Source organism: Pseudonocardia sp., assembly GCF_025465255.1.
Classification (GTDB): domain Bacteria; phylum Actinomycetota; class Actinomycetes; order Mycobacteriales; family Pseudonocardiaceae; genus Pseudonocardia.
Genome location: NZ_JAODNI010000004.1, coordinates 1 through 17710, shown reverse-complemented (window position 1 = coordinate 17710; position 17710 = coordinate 1). Strand labels below are relative to the sequence as shown.

At 74.4% G+C, this 17710-nt stretch carries 19 protein-coding genes; 9 read left to right on the top strand and 10 right to left on the bottom strand.

What is annotated here, in order from left to right; all coding sequences use genetic code 11:
• Positions 1-43 precede the first annotated feature (43 nt).
• Positions 44-559: a MarR family transcriptional regulator gene (locus JWP64_RS00350; RefSeq protein WP_297490782.1), complete on the top strand. Its 516-nt coding sequence runs from the start codon at positions 44-46 to the stop codon at positions 557-559.
• Here the strand turns inward: JWP64_RS00350 and JWP64_RS00345 are convergent.
• The 4 genes from JWP64_RS00345 to asnB form a co-directional block, all read right to left on the bottom strand.
• Positions 556-1776 (bottom strand): MFS transporter, encoded by a 1221-nt coding sequence (locus JWP64_RS00345; protein ID WP_297490780.1) that lies wholly within the window; start codon positions 1774-1776, stop codon positions 556-558. The two genes, JWP64_RS00350 and JWP64_RS00345, sit on opposite strands and share 4 nt — an antisense overlap.
• Positions 1773-2465, bottom strand: a complete 693-nt coding sequence (locus JWP64_RS00340) for an FCD domain-containing protein (RefSeq protein ID WP_297490778.1) — start codon at positions 2463-2465, stop codon at positions 1773-1775. Before JWP64_RS00340 ends, JWP64_RS00345 begins: the two co-directional genes overlap by 4 nt.
• Positions 2466-2521: 56 nt before the next feature.
• Positions 2522-3319, bottom strand: a complete 798-nt coding sequence (locus JWP64_RS00335; RefSeq protein WP_297490776.1) for a DUF427 domain-containing protein — start codon at positions 3317-3319, stop codon at positions 2522-2524.
• Between the two features lie 104 nt (positions 3320-3423).
• On the bottom strand, positions 3424-5295 hold the full coding sequence (asnB, locus tag JWP64_RS00330) for an asparagine synthase (glutamine-hydrolyzing) (protein ID WP_297490773.1): 1872 nt from the start codon (positions 5293-5295) through the stop codon (positions 3424-3426).
• 99 nt (positions 5296-5394) lie between these two features.
• Here asnB and JWP64_RS00325 point away from each other — a divergent pair, with 99 nt between their 5' ends.
• The 3 genes from JWP64_RS00325 to JWP64_RS00315 are packed head-to-tail and all read left to right on the top strand — an operon-like array spanning position 5395 to position 9065.
• Complete coding sequence (locus tag JWP64_RS00325; RefSeq protein ID WP_297490771.1) at positions 5395-5913, top strand: MarR family winged helix-turn-helix transcriptional regulator; 519 nt, start codon at positions 5395-5397, stop codon at positions 5911-5913.
• Positions 5914-5922: 9 nt separating this feature from the next.
• Positions 5923-7092, top strand: coding sequence for an alpha-hydroxy-acid oxidizing protein (locus JWP64_RS00320; RefSeq protein ID WP_297490768.1), 1170 nt, complete (start codon positions 5923-5925; stop codon positions 7090-7092).
• 56 nt (positions 7093-7148) lie between these two features.
• The gene (locus JWP64_RS00315) at positions 7149-9065 is read left to right on the top strand and encodes a serine/threonine-protein kinase (RefSeq protein WP_297490766.1); all 1917 of its coding nucleotides are present in this window, start codon (positions 7149-7151) and stop codon (positions 9063-9065) included.
• A gap of 24 nt (positions 9066-9089) precedes the next feature.
• Here JWP64_RS00315 and JWP64_RS00310 read toward each other — a convergent pair whose 3' ends face one another.
• The 5 genes from JWP64_RS00310 to JWP64_RS00290 all read right to left on the bottom strand — a co-directional run bounded on the left by JWP64_RS00310 (position 9090) and on the right by JWP64_RS00290 (position 13129).
• Positions 9090-9839 carry a sulfite exporter TauE/SafE family protein gene (locus JWP64_RS00310; RefSeq protein ID WP_297490764.1) on the bottom strand — a complete coding sequence of 250 codons (750 nt, stop codon included), beginning with the start codon at positions 9837-9839 and terminating at the stop codon, positions 9090-9092.
• A 112-nt stretch (positions 9840-9951) separates the two neighbouring features.
• Positions 9952-10395 (bottom strand): nitroreductase/quinone reductase family protein, encoded by a 444-nt coding sequence (locus tag JWP64_RS00305; RefSeq protein WP_297490761.1) that lies wholly within the window; start codon positions 10393-10395, stop codon positions 9952-9954.
• A gap of 74 nt (positions 10396-10469) precedes the next feature.
• Entirely contained in the window at positions 10470-11048 is a 579-nt protein-coding gene (locus JWP64_RS00300; RefSeq protein WP_297490759.1) for a PadR family transcriptional regulator, read from the bottom strand.
• A 651-nt stretch (positions 11049-11699) separates the two neighbouring features.
• Complete coding sequence (locus tag JWP64_RS00295; RefSeq protein ID WP_297490757.1) at positions 11700-12299, bottom strand: SRPBCC domain-containing protein; 600 nt, start codon at positions 12297-12299, stop codon at positions 11700-11702.
• Between the two features lie 203 nt (positions 12300-12502).
• On the bottom strand, positions 12503-13129 hold the full coding sequence (locus JWP64_RS00290; protein ID WP_297490755.1) for a malonic semialdehyde reductase: 627 nt from the start codon (positions 13127-13129) through the stop codon (positions 12503-12505).
• Between the two features lie 134 nt (positions 13130-13263).
• On the opposite strand from JWP64_RS00290, the gene JWP64_RS00285 reads away from it, so the two are divergent.
• Positions 13264-13455 (top strand): antitoxin VbhA family protein, encoded by a 192-nt coding sequence (locus JWP64_RS00285; RefSeq protein WP_297490752.1) that lies wholly within the window; start codon positions 13264-13266, stop codon positions 13453-13455.
• The gene (locus JWP64_RS00280) at positions 13452-14033 is read left to right on the top strand and encodes a Fic family protein (RefSeq protein ID WP_297490750.1); all 582 of its coding nucleotides are present in this window, start codon (positions 13452-13454) and stop codon (positions 14031-14033) included. The genes JWP64_RS00285 and JWP64_RS00280 overlap by 4 nt, the downstream gene beginning before the upstream one ends.
• Before the next feature lie 291 nt (positions 14034-14324).
• Here JWP64_RS00280 and JWP64_RS00275 read toward each other — a convergent pair whose 3' ends face one another.
• The gene (locus JWP64_RS00275; RefSeq protein WP_297490748.1) at positions 14325-15086 is read right to left on the bottom strand and encodes an IclR family transcriptional regulator; all 762 of its coding nucleotides are present in this window, start codon (positions 15084-15086) and stop codon (positions 14325-14327) included.
• Between the two features lie 107 nt (positions 15087-15193).
• Here JWP64_RS00275 and dhaK point away from each other — a divergent pair, with 107 nt between their 5' ends.
• From dhaK to dhaM, 3 genes are all read left to right on the top strand, one after another.
• Complete coding sequence (dhaK, locus tag JWP64_RS00270; protein ID WP_297490746.1) at positions 15194-16192, top strand: dihydroxyacetone kinase subunit DhaK; 999 nt, start codon at positions 15194-15196, stop codon at positions 16190-16192.
• Positions 16193-16834 carry a dihydroxyacetone kinase subunit DhaL gene (dhaL, locus tag JWP64_RS00265; RefSeq protein WP_297490744.1) on the top strand — a complete coding sequence of 214 codons (642 nt, stop codon included), beginning with the start codon at positions 16193-16195 and terminating at the stop codon, positions 16832-16834. It begins immediately after the preceding gene.
• On the top strand, positions 16831-17710 hold an 880-nt coding region (gene dhaM / locus JWP64_RS00260), incomplete at its 3' end, for a dihydroxyacetone kinase phosphoryl donor subunit DhaM (RefSeq protein ID WP_297490739.1). The genes dhaL and dhaM, both read left to right, overlap by 4 nt.

Below are 17710 nucleotides of genomic sequence, written 5' to 3'. Positions count from 1 at the left end.
AGGCGTCGGAGTGCCGGTCGCGGCGGGCTGGCACGATGGGCGGATGACAGCGGAGACCGACACGCCGCGGGACACGCCGTCCCGCGGGCCCGGCGCGGATCCGGGCGGAGCAGGCGTACTGGACGTGCCGGCCGACGAGCGGCTGACCGACGAGGCCACCCGGCTGCGGCTCGCCGTCGGCCGGCTGCACCGGCGGATCCGTATCGACGGTCGCGAGTCGGTGCCCCCGCTCCAGCTCTCCGCCCTCGCGACGATCGATCTGCACGGCCCGCTGCGGCTCTCGGACCTGGCCAGACGCGAGGCCGTCACCGCGCCCACCATGTCCCGGGTCCTGGCGGCGCTGGACGACAACGGCCTGGTGGTGCGGGCGGCGGACCCGCAGGACGCCCGCGGGGTGCTGATCACGTTGTCCGACAAGGGCCGTACCGTGCTGGAGGAGATCCGCAACCACCGCACCGCGCTCGTCGCGCGAAGGCTCGCCCGCCTCGACGACGCGCAGCGGGAGGCGTTGCGGGCGGCCCTCCCGGCGATCGAGGCCCTGCTCGTGGACGAGCTCTAGAGACCTGACGACGGGGCCCTGCGGCGCGCCACGAACCGCTCCCGCCCCGCCAGCCCGCCGGAGAGCGCCTGCGGTGCGAGAAGGGCGAGGAGCACCACCAGCGGGACCGTCCAGCTGTCGGTCAGGTCGTGCAGCGCGCCCAGCATGAACGGCCCGGAGGCGGCCAGCAGGTAGCCCATGCTCTGGGCCATGCCCGAGAGCTGCGAGGCGTGGGCGCCGTCCGGGGCACGCAGGACGATCAGGGTGAGCGCGATGCCGAGGGCGGCACCCTGCCCGATCCCGAAGACCGCCATCGAGACGATCTCCGCGCCCGGCAGCAGCAGGGTGCCCAGCAGCCCGAGCGCGGTGACGCCCGTCGCGGCGACGGCCACGGCGGTCTGTGCCCGCAGCCTGGCCGCGACGACCGGTGCCACCAGCGAGCCGGCGATCCCGACCCCGTTGGCCAGCGACAACAGCCAGCCCGCCGCCGCCGCATCCGCGCCCCGGGAGACGAACACGGCCGGCAGCCAGGCTGCCGCGGCGTAGAAGCAGAGCGACTGCAGGCCCATGAACGCCGTGACCTGCCACGCCAGGGCGTTGCGCCAGAGGCCGCCGGGCGAGCCGCTCTCCTGGCGCGGCCGGTGCTGTGCGCCGTGCGCCTGCGGGGACCACACCAGCAGCGCGACCAGCGCGAACAGCCCCCAGGCGCCCAGCGCGCCGTGCCAGCCGAGCCCGGCCGCCCGCGCGACCGGCACGGTCAGCCCGGCCGCGAGCCCCCCGCCCGCGGTGATCGCCATCGTGTAGAGGCCGGTCATCAACCCCGTCCGGTGCGCGAAGTCCCGCTTGATCAGCCCGGGCAGCAGCACGTTCCCGACCGCGATCGCGCCGCCGACCAGGACCGTCCCGGCGAAGAGGGCCGCCGTGGCGTCGACGATCCGCAGCGCGATGCCCAGGCACAGCACCACCAGGGCGCCGAACAGGGTCCGCTCGATCCCGAAGCGGGCGGCGAGCCGGGGCGCCACGGGAGCCAGCAGCCCGAAGCAGAGGACCGGGAGCGCGGTGAGAACGCCCGCGGCGGTCCCGGAGAGGCGCTCGACGGCCTGGATCTCCTCCAGCAGCGGGGACACCGCGACGACGGCCGGCCGCAGGTTCGCCGCGACCAGGACGATCGAGACGCCGATCCACCACGCCGGGGACGCGCGCCGGGTGGTGGTCTCCGGGACGACCGTGGCGGTCATCGGGGGTCCCGCTCGACCAGCGTGCGGGCCGCGGCGAGGTAGGTGTCGACGGCGGCGCGGGCGGCCGCGGGGTCCCCGGCCTCGATCGCGGCGGCGAGGGACTCGTGGCCGGGGAAGGACGTGGGATCGTCGTCCAGCTCGTCGACCGTGCTGACCGTTCGGTGGAGGGCCTCGGTGAGCCCCGCGTAGAGGTCCACGAGCACGGCGTTGCCCGTGGCGGCGACGACGGCCTGGTGGAACGCCAGGTCCGCGGCGACGAACGCCTCCCGGTCCCCGCGTTCGATCGCCGTCCGGCGGGCCGCGACGGCCGCGGTGATCGCGACGACGTCGGCCTCCGACCGGACCGCCGCGGCGGTGGCGCCGGCGTCCCGCTCCAGGCTCGCGCGCACGGCCAGCACATCCAGCGCCGTGGAGCGGCGGGCCCGGCGCAGCAGGGCGGCGCCGAGGTCGCTCGTGGCACGGACGTAGGTGCCGTCGCCGCGGCGGGGCTCCAGGAGGCCGGCGTGCTCGAGGGCACGCACGGCCTCGCGGACCGTGTTGCGGCCCACCCCGAGCGCGGCGACGAGCTCCGGCTCCGGCGGGATCCGCGTCCCGACGGGCCAACCACCCGTCGCGATGCGCTCCTCGAGCTGCGCGATCACCGCGTCGCACACCCGTCCCGGGCGCACCGCGGACAGTCCAGACGTCACGTAACCTCCTCGAAACAGGAGACAACCTAACATCCCATGTTCGCGGAGGCGCCGGATCAGGCGGGTTCCCCGTCGACCAGAACCGTGACGTCGTCGCCCCAGAAGCTGAGCAGGCCCTGCACCCGCATCGACTCGGGCAGCGCCTCGGGGTAGCTCCAGGCGACGTCCGGGGCCTCGGTGCCGTCCGGCAGCGTCGCGGCCCAGTAGTGCGCCTCGCCCTTGTACGGGCAGACCGAGCGGGTCTCCGTGGGGGTCAGTGGCACCCGGACGTCGTCGGGGGAGAGGTACCAGCGGTTCTGCAGGCCCGTCTCGGAGAGCAGCATCGGGGAGGCGGACTCGGCGATCACCGTGTCCCCGAGGCGGACCTGGACGGCGCGGCTCGACGGCCGCACGTCGACCCGATGGTACGGGTCCGTCACGTGCCCGAAGACCTGCTCGTCCTCGTCGTACCAGGCGTCGACGGCGTCCCAGTAGAGCGCGGCGTAGCCCTTCAGCCAGGGGGCCTCCGGCTTCGGCTCCGGGTAGGACCACACGGCGTTCTCCGCGGTCCGGTCGCCGACGGTCAGCGAGTGGTACGCGGCGTCGCCCTTGAACGGGCAGTGCGTGCTGTGGTCGGTCGGGACCAGGACGCTGTCGTCGAGGTCGTCGAAGGGGACGTAGAGGACCGGGGCCAGGGCGCTCTCGTGCACCAGCACGGCGTCCCGGGTGTCGAGGATGGTGCGCCCGGCGAACTCGGCGCGGATCCGGCGCGGGAACGGCTGCATCAGCAGCTTGTGCGCGGGGCCGGAGATCTCGTAGTTGACCGTGGCGGGCGGCCGCGGGGACAGCGGGCCGTCGCTGATGGTGAGTCCCATGTCACGCCCAACCCATGCCGCCGGTCCGCTGTTCCCGGAGGTGCGGCTTCGCCGCTCGTGCGCGGAAATCGTCGCCCAGGCGACGATTTCCGCGCACGGGCGCGTCAGCGCAGGTCGAGGGACACGGAGTAGTCCCGGAGCCAGGTGTCGAGGTCCAGGACCCGCTCCAGCTGGATCCGGGTGCCCATCGACGAGCTCCCGTCGAGCGGGGCGTCGATCCGCTGCCGGACGGCGTCCCGGTCGATCAGCGGCGAGACCGGCGAGTCGTCGCGCCGCAGCAGCTGGGCGGCCCGCTCACGCAGCTCCTTCTCGTAGGTCTCGTCCTGCGTCGACGGGTACGGGCTCTTCACCCGCTTCACCACGGACTCCGGCAGCAGGTCCGCCGTCGCGGCGCGGAGCAGGCTCTTCTCCCGGCCGTCGAACGTCTTGTGCGCCCACGGCGTCCCGAACACGTACTCGACGAGCCGGTGGTCACAGAACGGCACACGCACCTCGAGCCCGACGGCCATGCTCATCCGGTCCTTGCGGTCGAGCAGGTTCGGCAGGAACCGGGTGAGGTAGAGGTAGCAGATCTCACGCATCCGGCGCTCGTGCGGATCGGCGGCGGCCGGCCCGGTCAGCTCCGGCACCTCGGCGAGCGCCGTCCGGTACTGCGCGTCGAGGTAGCCGGGCAGGTCGAGGCTCCGGTACAGCCCGCCGTCGAACAGCCCGGGGTTCGCCGGGTCGTGCGCCATCATCCGGCCCGCGAGCCAGGGGAAGGTGTCCGCGGCGACCGTGTCCGCGTCGTGGAAGTCCCGGTAGCCGCCGAAGACCTCGTCCGCGGACTCACCCGAGAGCGCCACCGTCGACCGCTCCCGGACCGCCTTGAACAACAGGTACAGCGACGTGTCCATGTCCCCGATCCCGGCGGGGATGTCCCGGGCGTGCAGCGCGGCGGCCCGGACCTCGGGGTCCATCAGCTGCTCCGTGGAGAGGGTGATGTCGGTGTGGTCCGTCCCCACGAACTGGGCGACCTCCCGGACGTACGGGGAGTCGGGGGTGCCGCGGACGTCGTCGGCGGTGAAGTTGTCCTCGTAGCCGGTGAAGTCGACGGAGAACGTGCGGACCGTGCCGTCCACGTGCTTCTGCGCCAGCGCGGTCAGCGCCGACGAGTCGAGGCCGCCGGAGAGCAGCGTGCAGAGCGGGACGTCCGCGATCAGCTGGCGCTTGGCGGTGTCCTCCAGGATCTCCCGGACGTTGCGGACGGTCGTCGGGACGTCGTCGGTGTGCCCGGTGTCCTCCAGCCGCCAGTACCGCTCCTCCTGCACGCCGCGGCGGGAGACGCGGACGATCGCACCGGGCGGCACCTCGCGGAGGCCGGCGAACACGGCGTTCGACGGGTCGTGCACCCAGCTCAGGGCGCGGCGCAGCCCGTCGAGGTCGACGCGGCGCTCCGTCAGCGGGTTCGCCAGGATCGCCTTGGGCTCGGAGCCGAACAGCACGCCGTCCGGGGTGGGGTAGTAGTAGAGCGGTTTGACGCCGAGGCGGTCCCGGACCAGGACGAGCTCCTCGGTGCCGGGGTCCCAGATCGCGTAGGCGAACATCCCGTTCAGCCGCTGCACGGCCTTGCGCGGGTCGTCCCGGCCCCATTCCCGGTGCGCGTGCAGGACCACCTCGGTGTCGCTGTCCGTGCGGAAGCGGTGGCCGCGGGCGGCGAGCTGCCGGCGGAGCTCGCGGAAGTTGTAGGTCTCGCCGCTGTAGACGAGCACCGGGGCGCGCTGCCCGGCCTCGTCCGGCAGCTCCATCGGCTGGCTCCCGCCCGGCAGGTCGATCACGGCCAGCCGGCGGTGGCCGAGCGCCGCGTGCGTGTCGACCCAGGTCCCCTCGGCGTCCGGGCCTCGGCATTCCATGGTCCGGGTCATCCCGGCGAGCGTGCGTCGCGACGCGTCGTCACCCAGGTCCCGGTCGAAGCCGACCCATCCGCAGATGCCACACATACAGACCTCCTCGCTACCGTCGGTATCGGCGTTGTAACGCCGACGTAACATGAGTGCACGACGAAACGTTGCATTGCGCAACCGCGCTAGGATCGATTCATGCCCGAACGTCCTGATCACGCGCCCTCCGGCGCCGTGACGTCACTCACCCCCGAGGCCGGCGCGCAGGCCCGCCCCAGCGAGTCCCTCACCCGGCTCGAGAACGAGATCACCGTCCTCATCCGGCGCACGATGGAACCCGTGTGGTCCGGGGGCTACGGGGCGCACGAGGCGGTCGACCGCTACACCTACCCGGTGCTCGCGGTGCTGGACGAGCACGGCGAGCAGTCCTTGACCGTGCTCACCGGCCGGCTCGGCGTCAGCAAGCCGACCGCCAGCCGCCAGGTCTCCCGGCTGTCCACCGCGGGCCTGGTCAAGGTGCGCCCGGACGCCCGGGACTCCCGGTCGGTGATCATCGCGCTGACCGCCCGGGGTGAGGCGGAGCGGGAGCTCGTGCGGACCGCCCGGCTGCGGCCGCTGCAGAACGTCCTGTCCTCGTGGCCGGAGTCCGAGCGCGAGGCGCTGAGCACCCTGCTGGGCCGGTTCAACCACGATCTGGACGCCTACCGCGGGCGCTAGGTTCGACCCATGACGACACCGCTGTCCTCGTTCGCCGCGGAGATCTACCTGCGCGGCCTGGGCGGCGAGACACCCGCCCTGCCCACGGACCCCGCGGCGCTCGAGGAGGCGGCCCGGAAGGTCCTCGACGACGGCGCGTTCGGCTACCTCGCCGGCGGCGCGGGCAGCGGGGCCACGATGCGGGCCAACCGCGCGGCGTTCGACCGGGTCGGGCTGGTGCCGCGGATGCTGCGGGACGTGACCGCCCGGGACTGGTCGACGACCGTGCTCGGCACCGCGATGCCCGCGCCGCTCCTGCTCGCCCCCGTCGGCGTGATGTCGATCCTGCACGAGGGCGCCGAGCCCGCCGTCGCGCGCGCCGCCGCCTCGCTGGGCGTCCCGTCGATCCTGTCGACGGCTTCGTCGCACACGATCGAGGACGTCGCGGCCGCCGCGGGGGAGGGGCCGCGCTGGTTCCAGCTCTACTGGCCCACCGAGGACGACGTGACGGTCAGCATCCTGGCGCGGGCCCGGGCCACCGGGTACTCGACGCTCGTCGTCACTCTGGACACCTGGACCCTGGGCTGGCGTCCGGCCGACCTGGACCAGGCCTACCTGCCCTTCGTCCGCGGGATCGGCACCGCGATCCCGTTCTCCGACCCGGCGTTCCGCGCGGGTCTGGCGAAGGCGCCCGAGGACGACCTTATGGCCGCGGTCGGCCGCTGGGTCCCGATGTTCACGGGCACGGCGCTGCGCTGGGACCGGCTCGACCTGCTCCGCGAGCACTGGGACGGGCCGATCGTGCTCAAGGGCATCCAGCACGTCGACGACGCGCTGCGGGCCGTCGACGCGGGGATGGACGGCGTCGTGGTGTCCAACCACGGCGGCCGGCAGGTGGACCGGGCCGTCGGGTCGCTGGAGATGCTGCCGCCGATCGTGCAGGCGCTCGACGGCCGCGCCGCGGTGCTCTTCGACTCCGGGATCCGCACGGGCGCGGACGTCGCCGTCGCGCTCGCCCTCGGGGCGGACGCCGTGCTCCTGGGCCGCCCGTACGCCTACGGGCTGGCGCTCGGCGGCGAGGACGGCGTCCGGCACGTCGTGCGGAGCGTGCTGGCGGAACTGGACCTCACCCTCGCCCTGAGCGGTTTCGGCGACCTGGCGTCGCTGCGGGGGGCGAAGGACATCGTCCGTTCGGCCTGAGAGTCCGAGGGTCCTCCTCTGACATAGTGGGAGCATCCGGACCGAGGGGGGAACAGGTGGAGTCGTTGATCGGCGGGCTGCTGTCGATCCTGCACGCGTCCTTCGCCCCAGAGGTCTGCCCGGGGGGCTGGGCGTGGGCGACCTCCGCCCTCGGCGCCGTCCTCGGCCTGCTGCCGACGGCCGGGCTCGCCCTGGTCGCGCTCGTCCGGATGCGCGTCGGATCCCGCTACGGCGGGGGCAGCGGCTTCGCCCTCGGCGGGCTCGGGGTGGCGTCCGCGGGTCTGGTCCCGCTCGCCGTCTTCGTCACCGTGGGGCAGATCTTCGCCAACGCCGCCGACGGGATCGCCACTCCGGGGATCCGGCTGCGTTCGGTGCAGGTCGAGACCTGTTTCGTCGGCACGCAGAGCACCTATCTCGGGCGGGGTTCGGTCCTCGAGGCGTTCGGCCCGGGAGACCCGGTGAACTTCGGCGTCGCCGCTCTCCTGCTCGGCCTCGTGCCGCTGGTGACCGCGCTGTTCGTCGCCGGGCAGGCGCGGCTGGTGCTGCGCCGCGGGCCGTCCTGGCCGTCCAAGTTCTTCTGGCTGCCGGTCCTGGGGCTCGCCGTCGCCACCGTCGGCGTCCCGGCCGGGACTGCGGAGCACCTCTGGGTCGGGATGCTGGTCGGCGCGTTCGCAGGCATGGTCGTCGCCGCGTTGATCCCGGTGCCGTCCAGGGACGCCGTACGCCGCTCGCTGGCCCCGGCACGCCCTGATCCGCACCGTCCGACCCCGACCCCGACCCCGACCCCGACCCCGCCGTCGTCGGCCCGGTCCGCCTCGCAGCCCTACGCGGGGTTCCAGGAGACGAACTCGCCGACGCCGCTGAAGGACCGGCTGGCCCAGCGGTTCGCAGAGCGCCGGGCCGAGCCCCCGGTCGTCCCGGGGCAGCGGCCCGAGACCGGCGTCACGAACACCGGCCCCGCCTCGGGTCCGGTGCACCTCGCCGCGCACCCCGGGGCGGTCCCGCCACCGGGACGGGGCCCGGTCCCCTCCCGGACGAATGTCATCCCGCCCTCCGGCCCGGTCGGGCCCGGCGGGATCCCGGCCCCGTTCCCGACGGGCTCGGGCCCCGTCCACGGCGGCCCGCCCCGGTTCCGGCTGATCCGGCGGATCGGCGAGGGCGGGTTCGGCCGGGTCTGGCTGGCTCACGACGCCAGGCTCGGACACACCGTCGCGATCAAGGCCGCCCACGCCCCGGACGCGGAGACCGAGGAGCGCATCCGGCGGGAGGCCGCCGCGCTCGCCGCGGTCCGCCACCCCAACTGCGTCCGGATCCACGATCTCGTCCAGGCCCGCAGCGATCCCGGGCTCGCCGAGCTCGACGGCCTGGTCATCGTGATGGAGCACGTCGAGGGCGTGTCGCTCGGCCAGCTGGTCCGGGAGCAGGGCGTGCTCGACGACGTCGCGGCCGCCCGGGTCTGGTCCGGGGTCGCGGGCGCCCTCGCCGCCGCTCACCAGAAGGGCGTGCTGCACCGGGACATCAAGCCCAGCAACATCATCGTGGACCGGGCAGGGCGCCCGCACCTGATCGACTTCGGGATCGCCCGGCGGACCGGGGACGCGACGATGACCATGACCGGTTTCGTCCTCGGCACGCCGGACTACCTGGCGCCCGAGGTCGCGGCGGGGAAGAAGGCGAGCCCCGAGTCCGACGCGTGGCAGCTCGCGGCGACGGTCTCGTACGCGCTCACCGGGTACCCGCCGCGCGGCGGGCACGCGGACGCGGTGTCCGGGCTGCGGGCCGCGGCGAGCGGCGCGAAGCTCACCCACCTGCCGCGTAAGACCGCGCACTCGAGCCTGCTCAAGGCCGCCCTGCGGATGATCCCGACGAAGCGGCCGGACCTGATGTCCACCCACCGGGCCCTGGACGACTGGCTGCGCCGCGCCGGCGTCCCGGTCGACGGTCCGGTTTCCCCGGACCTCGTGCGGCGCTGAGCCGCGGCCTGCTCCGGACCGCGGTCAGAACGCGTCGAGGCCGAGCTTGACCGCGAGCCCGATCCCCGCGAGCGCGATGCCGACCCGCAGCACCCCGGTCGGCAGCCGCCGGGCGAGCACCGGTCCGAGCCGGCCCCCGACCAGCAGGCCGAGCGCCAGGGGAAGCGCCGCGGACCAGGCGACCGGCCCGAAGAGCGCGAACCCGACCGCCGCGACGGCGTTCGCCGCCCCGGACAGCACGTTCTTCAGCCCGTTGGCCTGCAACAACGACACCGGCAGCGCGACGAGCAGCAGCGCGAGCTGCAGGACCCCGGCCGCCGCGCCGAAGTAGCCGCCGTAGACGGCGACACCGACCATCCCGGCCAGGACCAGCGGCGACGTCCGACCGGCCGTCTCCGCGGCGGCCGTCCGGATCCGCGGTTGCAGGAGCAGCAGGACCGACGCCCCGGCGACGAGGAACGGCACGATCCGCTCGAACCCGCCTGCGGGGGTGATCAGCAGCAGCCCGGCCCCGGCGGCTCCGCCGAGCAGGCTCAACGGCAGCAGCCGCTTCACGTGGTGTCCCAGCCCGGCGAGCTCCGGGCGGGACCCCGCGACCGATCCGACGCTGTTCGCCAGGAGGGCGACGGTGTTCGTGACGTTCGCCGTCGTCGCGGGCAGGCCGATCGCGAGCAGCGCCGGGTAGGAGAACAACGACGCGAGCCCGGCGACGGACCCGGAGAGGCCGGCGGCGAGGCCGGCGACCACGAGCAGCAGGAACGTGCCGGTGGTCATGCGGCGGGCCTCCGGAGCGGTCGCGGAACTGGTTGACCGATCCTAAGGCTCGTCGCAGCCCGGACATCGCGACCGTGGTGGGCTCTCAGGGACCGGACGGCGGACGGCGCCCTCAGGCAGGCTCCACCCGGAACACCGCGCACGTGCCGGCGAGCTGCGCGAACTCGTCGGGCGTGCCGTCGGTGACCATCCCGGCGTCCTTCATGATCGGCACGCCGTTCGGGATGCGGATCGGCCACTCTCGCAGCACCGGGACGGCCTCCTCGGCGTCGAGCTCGACCAGTCGCACGGTCTCGGAACGCCGGCCCGTCCGCAGCGTCGCGTTGTCCGCGGCGCGGGCGTTGCGCACCCAGTCGGCGCCGGGGAACCCGCCCATCAGGTACCGCTCGCCGTCGAGCTCCATGACGCTCAGCGGCGTGTTCCGCGGCCTGCCGGACTTCCGGCCGGGCACGGTGAGTACCGGCAGGGAGCGCATGCCGAGACCGGTCCGGGAGAGTGCGACGAGCACGCGGTTGACCGGCTTGAGCCAGCGCGGGGGAGCGGGCGTGGACGGCATGGGCGGCCTCCGGATCGATACTCAAACTTGAGCAGGGCCTGGAGAGTGTGCGCCGGAAGGCCGGAACCGGCAAGTCAGGGGTCGACCCGGGCCCAGCTGCCGGGCACGCCGAAGGAACCGGGTTCGCCCGCCATCGCGTAGTGCCCGGACCCGAGCCGCGCGATCAGCCCGCGCGTCCACTCCGCGCCGCCGGCCGCGCTGCTCTCCCAGAGCCCGAACAGTTCGCGGACGTGCGGCGGGTCCGCCCACCCCCCGAGCTGGGCGGTCGCCTTGTCCCGCAACGCCTCGCACGTCGCCAGGCGCTCCCGCAGCAGCTCCAGGGCCTCCTCGCGCTCCAGTGCCGGGAGGAGCGCCAGTGCGGCGCCGAGCATGTCCGGGCGGTGCTCCGGGCGGCGCAGCGCGTCCCGCAGCAGCTGCCGGAACTCGGTTTCGCCACGCTCGGTGAGCTCGTAGTCCGTCCGGCCGGGGACGTCGTCGTGGTCGAGCAGCTGTCCGGCCTTCACCCCGGCCCGCAGGGCGTGGTAGATCGAGCCCCACTTGACGTTGGCCCACTCGTCGGCGCCCCAGGAGAGCAGGTCGTTGCCCACCCGGTAGCCGTGCGCCCGGCCGTAGCCGCGCACGATCCCGAGCACGAGGAGGCGCGTCGCAGACACGCGAAGACAGTAGCGAGGCGGCCGTCGAGGCTGAGGTCCCGACTCCTCGGCCGGATCGCCACCCCCCTCCCTCAAATGTCATTGATACATTGACGCCTTCGGATCGTCGATCTATCGATGACGTCGAAAAGCCGGACACGACCAAGAGCAGGCACCGCAGCCGGGACCGCAACGAGGGCGACGGCGCCGCACCATCGGCGACACCAGCCGGGAGTTCGGCTGCACCGCGACGATCTTCCCGATCGACGAGGAGACCGTCCGATACCTCACGGTGACGCGCGGAAATGACAGGGCTGCGCGGGGGAGACGGTCTCGGCCTTCGTCCCGCTGGAGACCACCGGCTGCGCGGGCACACGCCCTCCGGCGCGGCCGCCGGCCCAGACGGTGGAGGCGATCTAGGTCCGGGCGGCTGGCGGCCGTTCCACCACGAGCCGGAGCCCGAGTTCGATCAGTGTCCAGCCGGCCCGTCGGCGCCACCCGGGGACGCGCCGGGCCCCGGCCCGGCTCGCGGCGTCCTGCCGACTCGCGTCCCGCGCTGCGCGTCGGAGGCCCGCCTGTCGCGCGGCGCGGTGGAGCTCGGCCTGGCGCTCCCGCACCAGGAGCTCGGCGACCATCGGATGCTGTGCGGTCAGTCCCCCCATGTGCCAAGTCCTACCGGGGCGGGGGAGTACGACCAACCGGATTTCGCTCTCTGCGGAGTCCGCCGGGAGCGGACAGCTCCGGGCGCCGTGGCGGGGTGCGGGGTCGATGCGGGGCGCGGTCAGGCGTCGGGGTAGAGCCTCCGAGGCCCGCGTAGTCGTCCCAGCCGGGCATGGGTGCGCCGCGGAATGACGCCACGAGCCGGTCCAGATACCGGTGCCACCCCGGCCCGACGTCCGCGGGGCGCATCCCAACCGGGACGAGCTGGTCGAAGACCAGAACCGTGGCGTCGCCCTCGGGGGAGAGGGTGGCCGCGATTCGCCAGGACTCGCTCGCGCCGGCGTCGGTGACCTCGACGACGAGCCGCTCCCGCGGCGCGCACTCCAGGGTCGCCACGCCCGACGGCGGCCGGCCCGCGTCCTCGGCCGCCGTCATCAGGAGCTCGACGGTCCCGCCGACGCGTCCGGTGCCGGTGTAGGTGCCGAACCACCGACCGAGGCGGTCGGACTCCGTCATGGCCGACCAGGCGGCGTCGACGGGGTCGGCGAGGACGCGGCGGAACACGAGGCGCCGCCCGTCGAGGGTCGCCAGGGCGCCGGTGGGGGTCGTCACGTCCGACAGGTCCGAAACGTAGCAGCCGTCACTTGTAAACGAGACCCGCTATCCGGGGTTCTGTAACACCAGGCCCCGCCCGAACGCTGTTGCCCGTACGGGACAGCGCCGTGGCCCGCGTCCCGGCCGGCGAGGGGGTTCGACCGGGACACTGGTCCGCCCTCGTGGCCGCTGACCACGAGGGCGTCACCGGGCCTGTGGGCTCAGGCCCAGCTGACGACGTCCCGCTGGGCGAGCCGCGGCAGACGCGGGAACCACGCGTCCGGCCCCGGGTGCCCGACGTTGACGACGAGCAGGGCGCGGTGGCGCCCGCCCGGGAAGAACGCCTGGGTGACGGCGTCGGCGTCGAAGCCCGCCATGGGGCCGGTCGCCAGGCCGTGCGCACGGGCGGCGAGCAGGAAGTAGCCGATCTGGAGCGTGGCGTTGAAGGTCGCCATGGTCGAGCGGCCCTCCCGGCCGGACGCCTCGAACGAGTCCTTCATCTCAGGGCGGATCGGGAAGGTCTGCTCGGTGAACTCGTGGAAGTCCAGGTCGACGGCGAACAGCGCGGTGGCCGGGGCGTTCTCGACCTTGGCCCGGTTGCCCTCGGACATCAGGGGGAGCAGGCGGGCCCTGCCCTGCGGGGTGCGGACGAACGTCACGCGCAGCGGCTGGGTGTTGGCGGCCGTCGGCGGCCACTTGGCGAGCTCCCAGATCGAGGCGAGGGTCTCGTCGGTCACGGGCTCGTCGGTGTAGGTGTTCGCCGTGCGGGCCTCGGTGAACAGCACTTCGCGGCCGGCGTCATCGAGCAGGGGGAGACGCAGGGCGGTGGTGTCGGACGTGATCGTCATACTTCTTCGAATGACGTGGTGGTCCTCGACATTCCGTGTCACCGGTCACTACGGTTCAACGCTCAACCACTTCGGTCCGCGCCACGGCCCGCTGCGGTGCCCCACCTGGGAGATCCTCTGTACACTCCCGCCTCGTGAGACCAGCCGAGGTGCTTCCCACGCGGAACGGCGCACGCCGGGACGCGGTCGCCGACGCGCTCGGATCGGTGCGCGCCGAGGGCCTCGAGCCGACGACGTTCGGTCTCGGCCTGCTGGACGCGATCGCGGACGGCGGGCTGGACGAGGACCTCGCCGTCGCGAAGCTGGTCGCCGCTCACGGTCGGTGAGCTGGGACCCCTACCTGGACCTGCGGTCCGGTGTCCTGCACAACCGGCTCGGGATCACGGACCGGGCCGCGCTCGCCGCGGCCGAGGCGGACCTCTCCGCGGTGCGCATCGCCCAGCTGATGAGGCGGCCGCTTCCGGGTCGCTACGACCTGGGCCATCTGCGGGCCTTCCACGGGCACGTCTTCGGCGACGTCTACGCCTGGGCCGGCGAGATCCGCACGGTCTCCCTCGGCAAGGGCCACCTGTTCTGCCTGCCGGAGCGGATCGAGGCCACCGCCGAGGAGATCTTCGGCGGGCTCGCCCGGACGGACCGTCTCCGCGGCCTCCCGCGCGCGGACTTCGTCGGCGCGCTCGCGGACCTGCTCGGCGCGATCAACTCCCTGCACCCGTTCCGGGAGGGCAACGGCCGCACCCAGCGGGCGTTCGTCACGCAGCTCGCCGCCGACGCGGGTCATCGCGTCCGTTGGGCCGCGATGGACCGCGCCGGGAACGCGGCGGCGTCGCGCGCGGCGCACCAGGGCGACACCGGGCCGCTGCGGACGATGATCGACGGCCTGGTCGACCCGCTCGGCCGCTGATCTCCCGGAGGAGCGTCGGCCTGGTCACGCGGCGTCTTCCGCCGGGGGCGTGAAGGCGCAGAACTCGTTGCCCTCGGGAACGCCGTTCACCCAGATCGTGGCTCTGCCGTCGTGCCGCAGAGACCGCGTCGCCGCCGTCGATGATCTCCACGTCGAGGGTGAGCACCGCAGCCCAGAAGCGGGCCACCCGGGCCGCCTCGGCGGCGTCGACGCAGAGGCCCTTGAAGGTCACGGCGGGCACGGAGCCGGAGCCTAGGATCTGTCCCGCCGGCCGGAAGACCGGGCCGGCGCTCAGGCCGTCGCCGACGGCGGCCAGGAGACGGGCGGCCACGTCGGCGCCCCCAGCTCGCGGGACACGGCGCGGGCCGCGGCGCGCAGGGCGTCGAGGGCTGCGGGGGCCAGCGGCCAGCCGCTGGCCGGCACCACCAGACCGAGCGCGCCGACCACGTCGCCCACGGCGTCGGCGAGCGGCGCGGCCAGCCCGTACTCGCCGAGCACCGCCTCCTCGACCTCGACCGCCAGCCCGGTGCGCCGCACCTCGGCGAGCTCGGCGTCGAGCGCGGTCCGGTCGGTGACGGTTCCACCGGTCATGCTGCGCAACGTGACCGCGGCCGCCGCCGCGGGGTCGTGGGCGAGGAGCGCCTTGCCGAGCGCGCAGGCGTGGGCCGGGATGACGATGCCGACCTCGGGCATCTGCCGGGTCCCGTCGGGCCGCGGCTCGTGCACGACCACGACGACCTCCCCGAGCAGCAGGACGCCGGTCCGGACGGCGCAGCCGGTGCGCCGCGCCAGCTCGGCCGCCCACGGCGCGACCCGGGCCCGCAGCTCGAGGGTGTCGAGGTAGACGTTGCCCAGCCGGAGGGTGGCGGGGCCGAGCCGGTAGCGGCCGGAGTCCCGCTCCTGCACGACCATCCCGTGCGCGAGCAGCGTGCGCACGATCCCGTGCACGGTCGACGGGGGCAGGCCGGCCCGTGCGGCGATGTCCCCGAGGCTCATCCGGCCGCCCTGCAGGACCGCCAGGATCCGCAGCGCGCGGTCCACGGCCTGGATCACGGTCCTGCCCTTCTTGTGAGCACGGTCACACCGGCGTAGCTTACAACGCGTTCGACATCATCGAATGCCGTTCGGACACCGTGCGGGCCATCGACGGGGGATCCTCGATGAAGAAGCTGATCAACGACCCGGTCGACGTCGTCTCCGAGGCTCTCCGGGGCATGGCGGCCGCCCACCCCGAGCTGCGCGTCGACCTCCCGGAACGCATCGTCTTCCGCGGCGACGCCCCGGTGCGGGGCAAGGTCGGGCTCGTCTCCGGCGGCGGCTCCGGGCACGAGCCCATGCACGGCGGGTTCGTCGGCCCGGGCATGCTCGACGCCGCGTGTGCGGGTGAGGTGTTCACCTCTCCGGTGCCCGACCAGATGCTCGCCGCGACGGTCGGGGTCGACGGCGGCGCGGGCGTGCTGCACATCGTGAAGAACTACACCGGCGACGTCATGAACTTCGAGATGGCCGCCGAGCTGGCCGCGGCCGAGGGCGTCGAGGTCGTGCCGGTGGTGACGAACGACGACGTGGCGGTCCAGGACAGCCTCTACACCGCCGGGCGCCGCGGGGTCGGCGTCACCGTGCTGCTCGAGAAGCTCGCGGGCGCGGCGGCCGAGGAGGGCCGCCACCTCGCCGCCGTCGCCGAGGTGGCGCGCCGGGTGAACGAGACCGGCCGCAGCATGGGCATGGCGCTCACCTCGTGCACGGTGCCGTCGGCGGGGCAGCCGACGTTCGACCTCCCCGAGGACGAGATCGAGATCGGCGTCGGCATCCACGGCGAGCCCGGCCGGCGCCGGGTCCCCGCGGCGCCCGCGCGCGAGGTGGCGGAGATGCTCGTCGAGCCGATCCTGGCCGACCTCGACTTCACCGGCTCCGACGGCGTGCTCGCCTTCGTCAACGGCATGGGCGGCACCCCGTTGCTCGAGCTGTACCTGATGTACGGCGAGGTCGCGTCCATCCTCGAGAAGTCCGGCGTGCGCGTCGCGCGGTCGCTGGTCGGGCCCTACATCACCAGCCTCGAGATGGCGGGCTGCTCCGTCACGCTGCTCAGGCTCGACGACGAGCTGCTGCGGCTCTGGGACGCGCCGGTGCGCACCCCCGGCCTCCGCTGGGGTGTGTGAATGAGCGCGACGGCCGGGACCGCCGGGCTCGAGAGCTGGATCCGGGCGTTCGCCGCGGCGATCTCGGCGCACGCCGAGGAGCTGACGCGGCTCGACTCGGCGATCGGCGACGCCGACCACGGGGCGAACATGGCGCGTGGGATGACGGCCGTGGTGGCCAAGCTCGACGAGGGCCCGCAGGACGGCACGGCGCCCGGGGTCCTGCTCAAGCAGGTCGGCATGACCCTGGTCAGCACCGTCGGCGGGGCGAGCGGACCGCTCTACGGCACGTTCTTCCTGCGGATGGCGACGGCCGCGGGGGATCGCACCGAGCTCGGCGTCGACGGGTTCGCCGAGGCGTTCCGCGCCGGGCTCGGCGGGATCGTCGCCCGCGGCAAGGCCGAGGCCGGGGACAAGACGATGTTCGATGCGCTCGCCCCGGCCGCCGACGCGCTGGATGCGGCGCTCGCCGCCGGCGACGAGCTGGGTGCGGCGCTGCAGGCGGCGTCGCGCGCCGCCGACGCCGGCCGGGACGCCACCACGCCGCTGCTCGCGCGCAAGGGCCGGGCCAGCTACCTCGGCGAACGCAGCGTCGGGCACCAGGACCCGGGTGCGACGTCGGCCGCGTTGCTCGTCGCCGCCGCGGCCGACGTCCTGGCGTGACCCCCGGGCCCGTCGGGCTGGTGGTCGTCGCACACAGCCGGCCGCTGGCGCAGGCGGCGGTCGGGCTCGCCCGCGAGATGGCCGGGCCGGACGTCGCGATCGAGATCGCCGCCGGCCTCGACGAGACGACCTTCGGCACCGACGCCCTGGCGATCGCGTCGGCCCTGGCCGAGGCCGATCGCGGCGCGGGGGTCGTGGTGCTCATGGACCTCGGCAGCGCGGTGCTCTCCGCCGAGCTCGCCCTCGACCTGCTCGACGACGCCGACCTGCGTGACCGGGTCCTGCTGTGCCCGGCGCCGCTGGTGGAGGGTCTGGTCGTGGCCGCGGTGACGGCCGCGGGCGGGGCCGACGCCGCCACTGTCGCGGCCGAGGCGGGGGCCGCGCTGGCGGCCAAGGAGTCGCAGCTGGGCGGGGCCGCTCCCGAACCTGCCGCCCCACCGACCGTCACGCAGGACGAGCCGGTCACCGTGGAGGCGTTCACCGTCGTCAACCCGCACGGGCTGCACGCCCGACCGGCCGCGCGGCTCGTCGGCACGGCGCGGTCCGCCGGCGACGACACGCATGTGCGGCTGCGCAACGCCACGACCAGCTCGAACTGGGCGCCCGCGACCAGCCTCTCCCGGGTCGCCGCGCTCGGTGTGCGGCAGGGCGACCGGGTCGAGGCGGCGGCCGACGGGCCGGGCGCGCGGGCGGCCCTCGACGCGCTGCTCGCCCTGGCCGCGCGCGGGTTCGACGAGGAGGTCGACGACGCGCCGCAGTTGCAGGTCCCGGATGGGCCGGGCCCGATGCCCGCGGTGCCCGGCACCGCCGTGGGCCCGGCCTGGACGCCGCGGGCCGCGCGGCCGGCCGTCCCGGACGACCCCGCGGGCGAGCCTG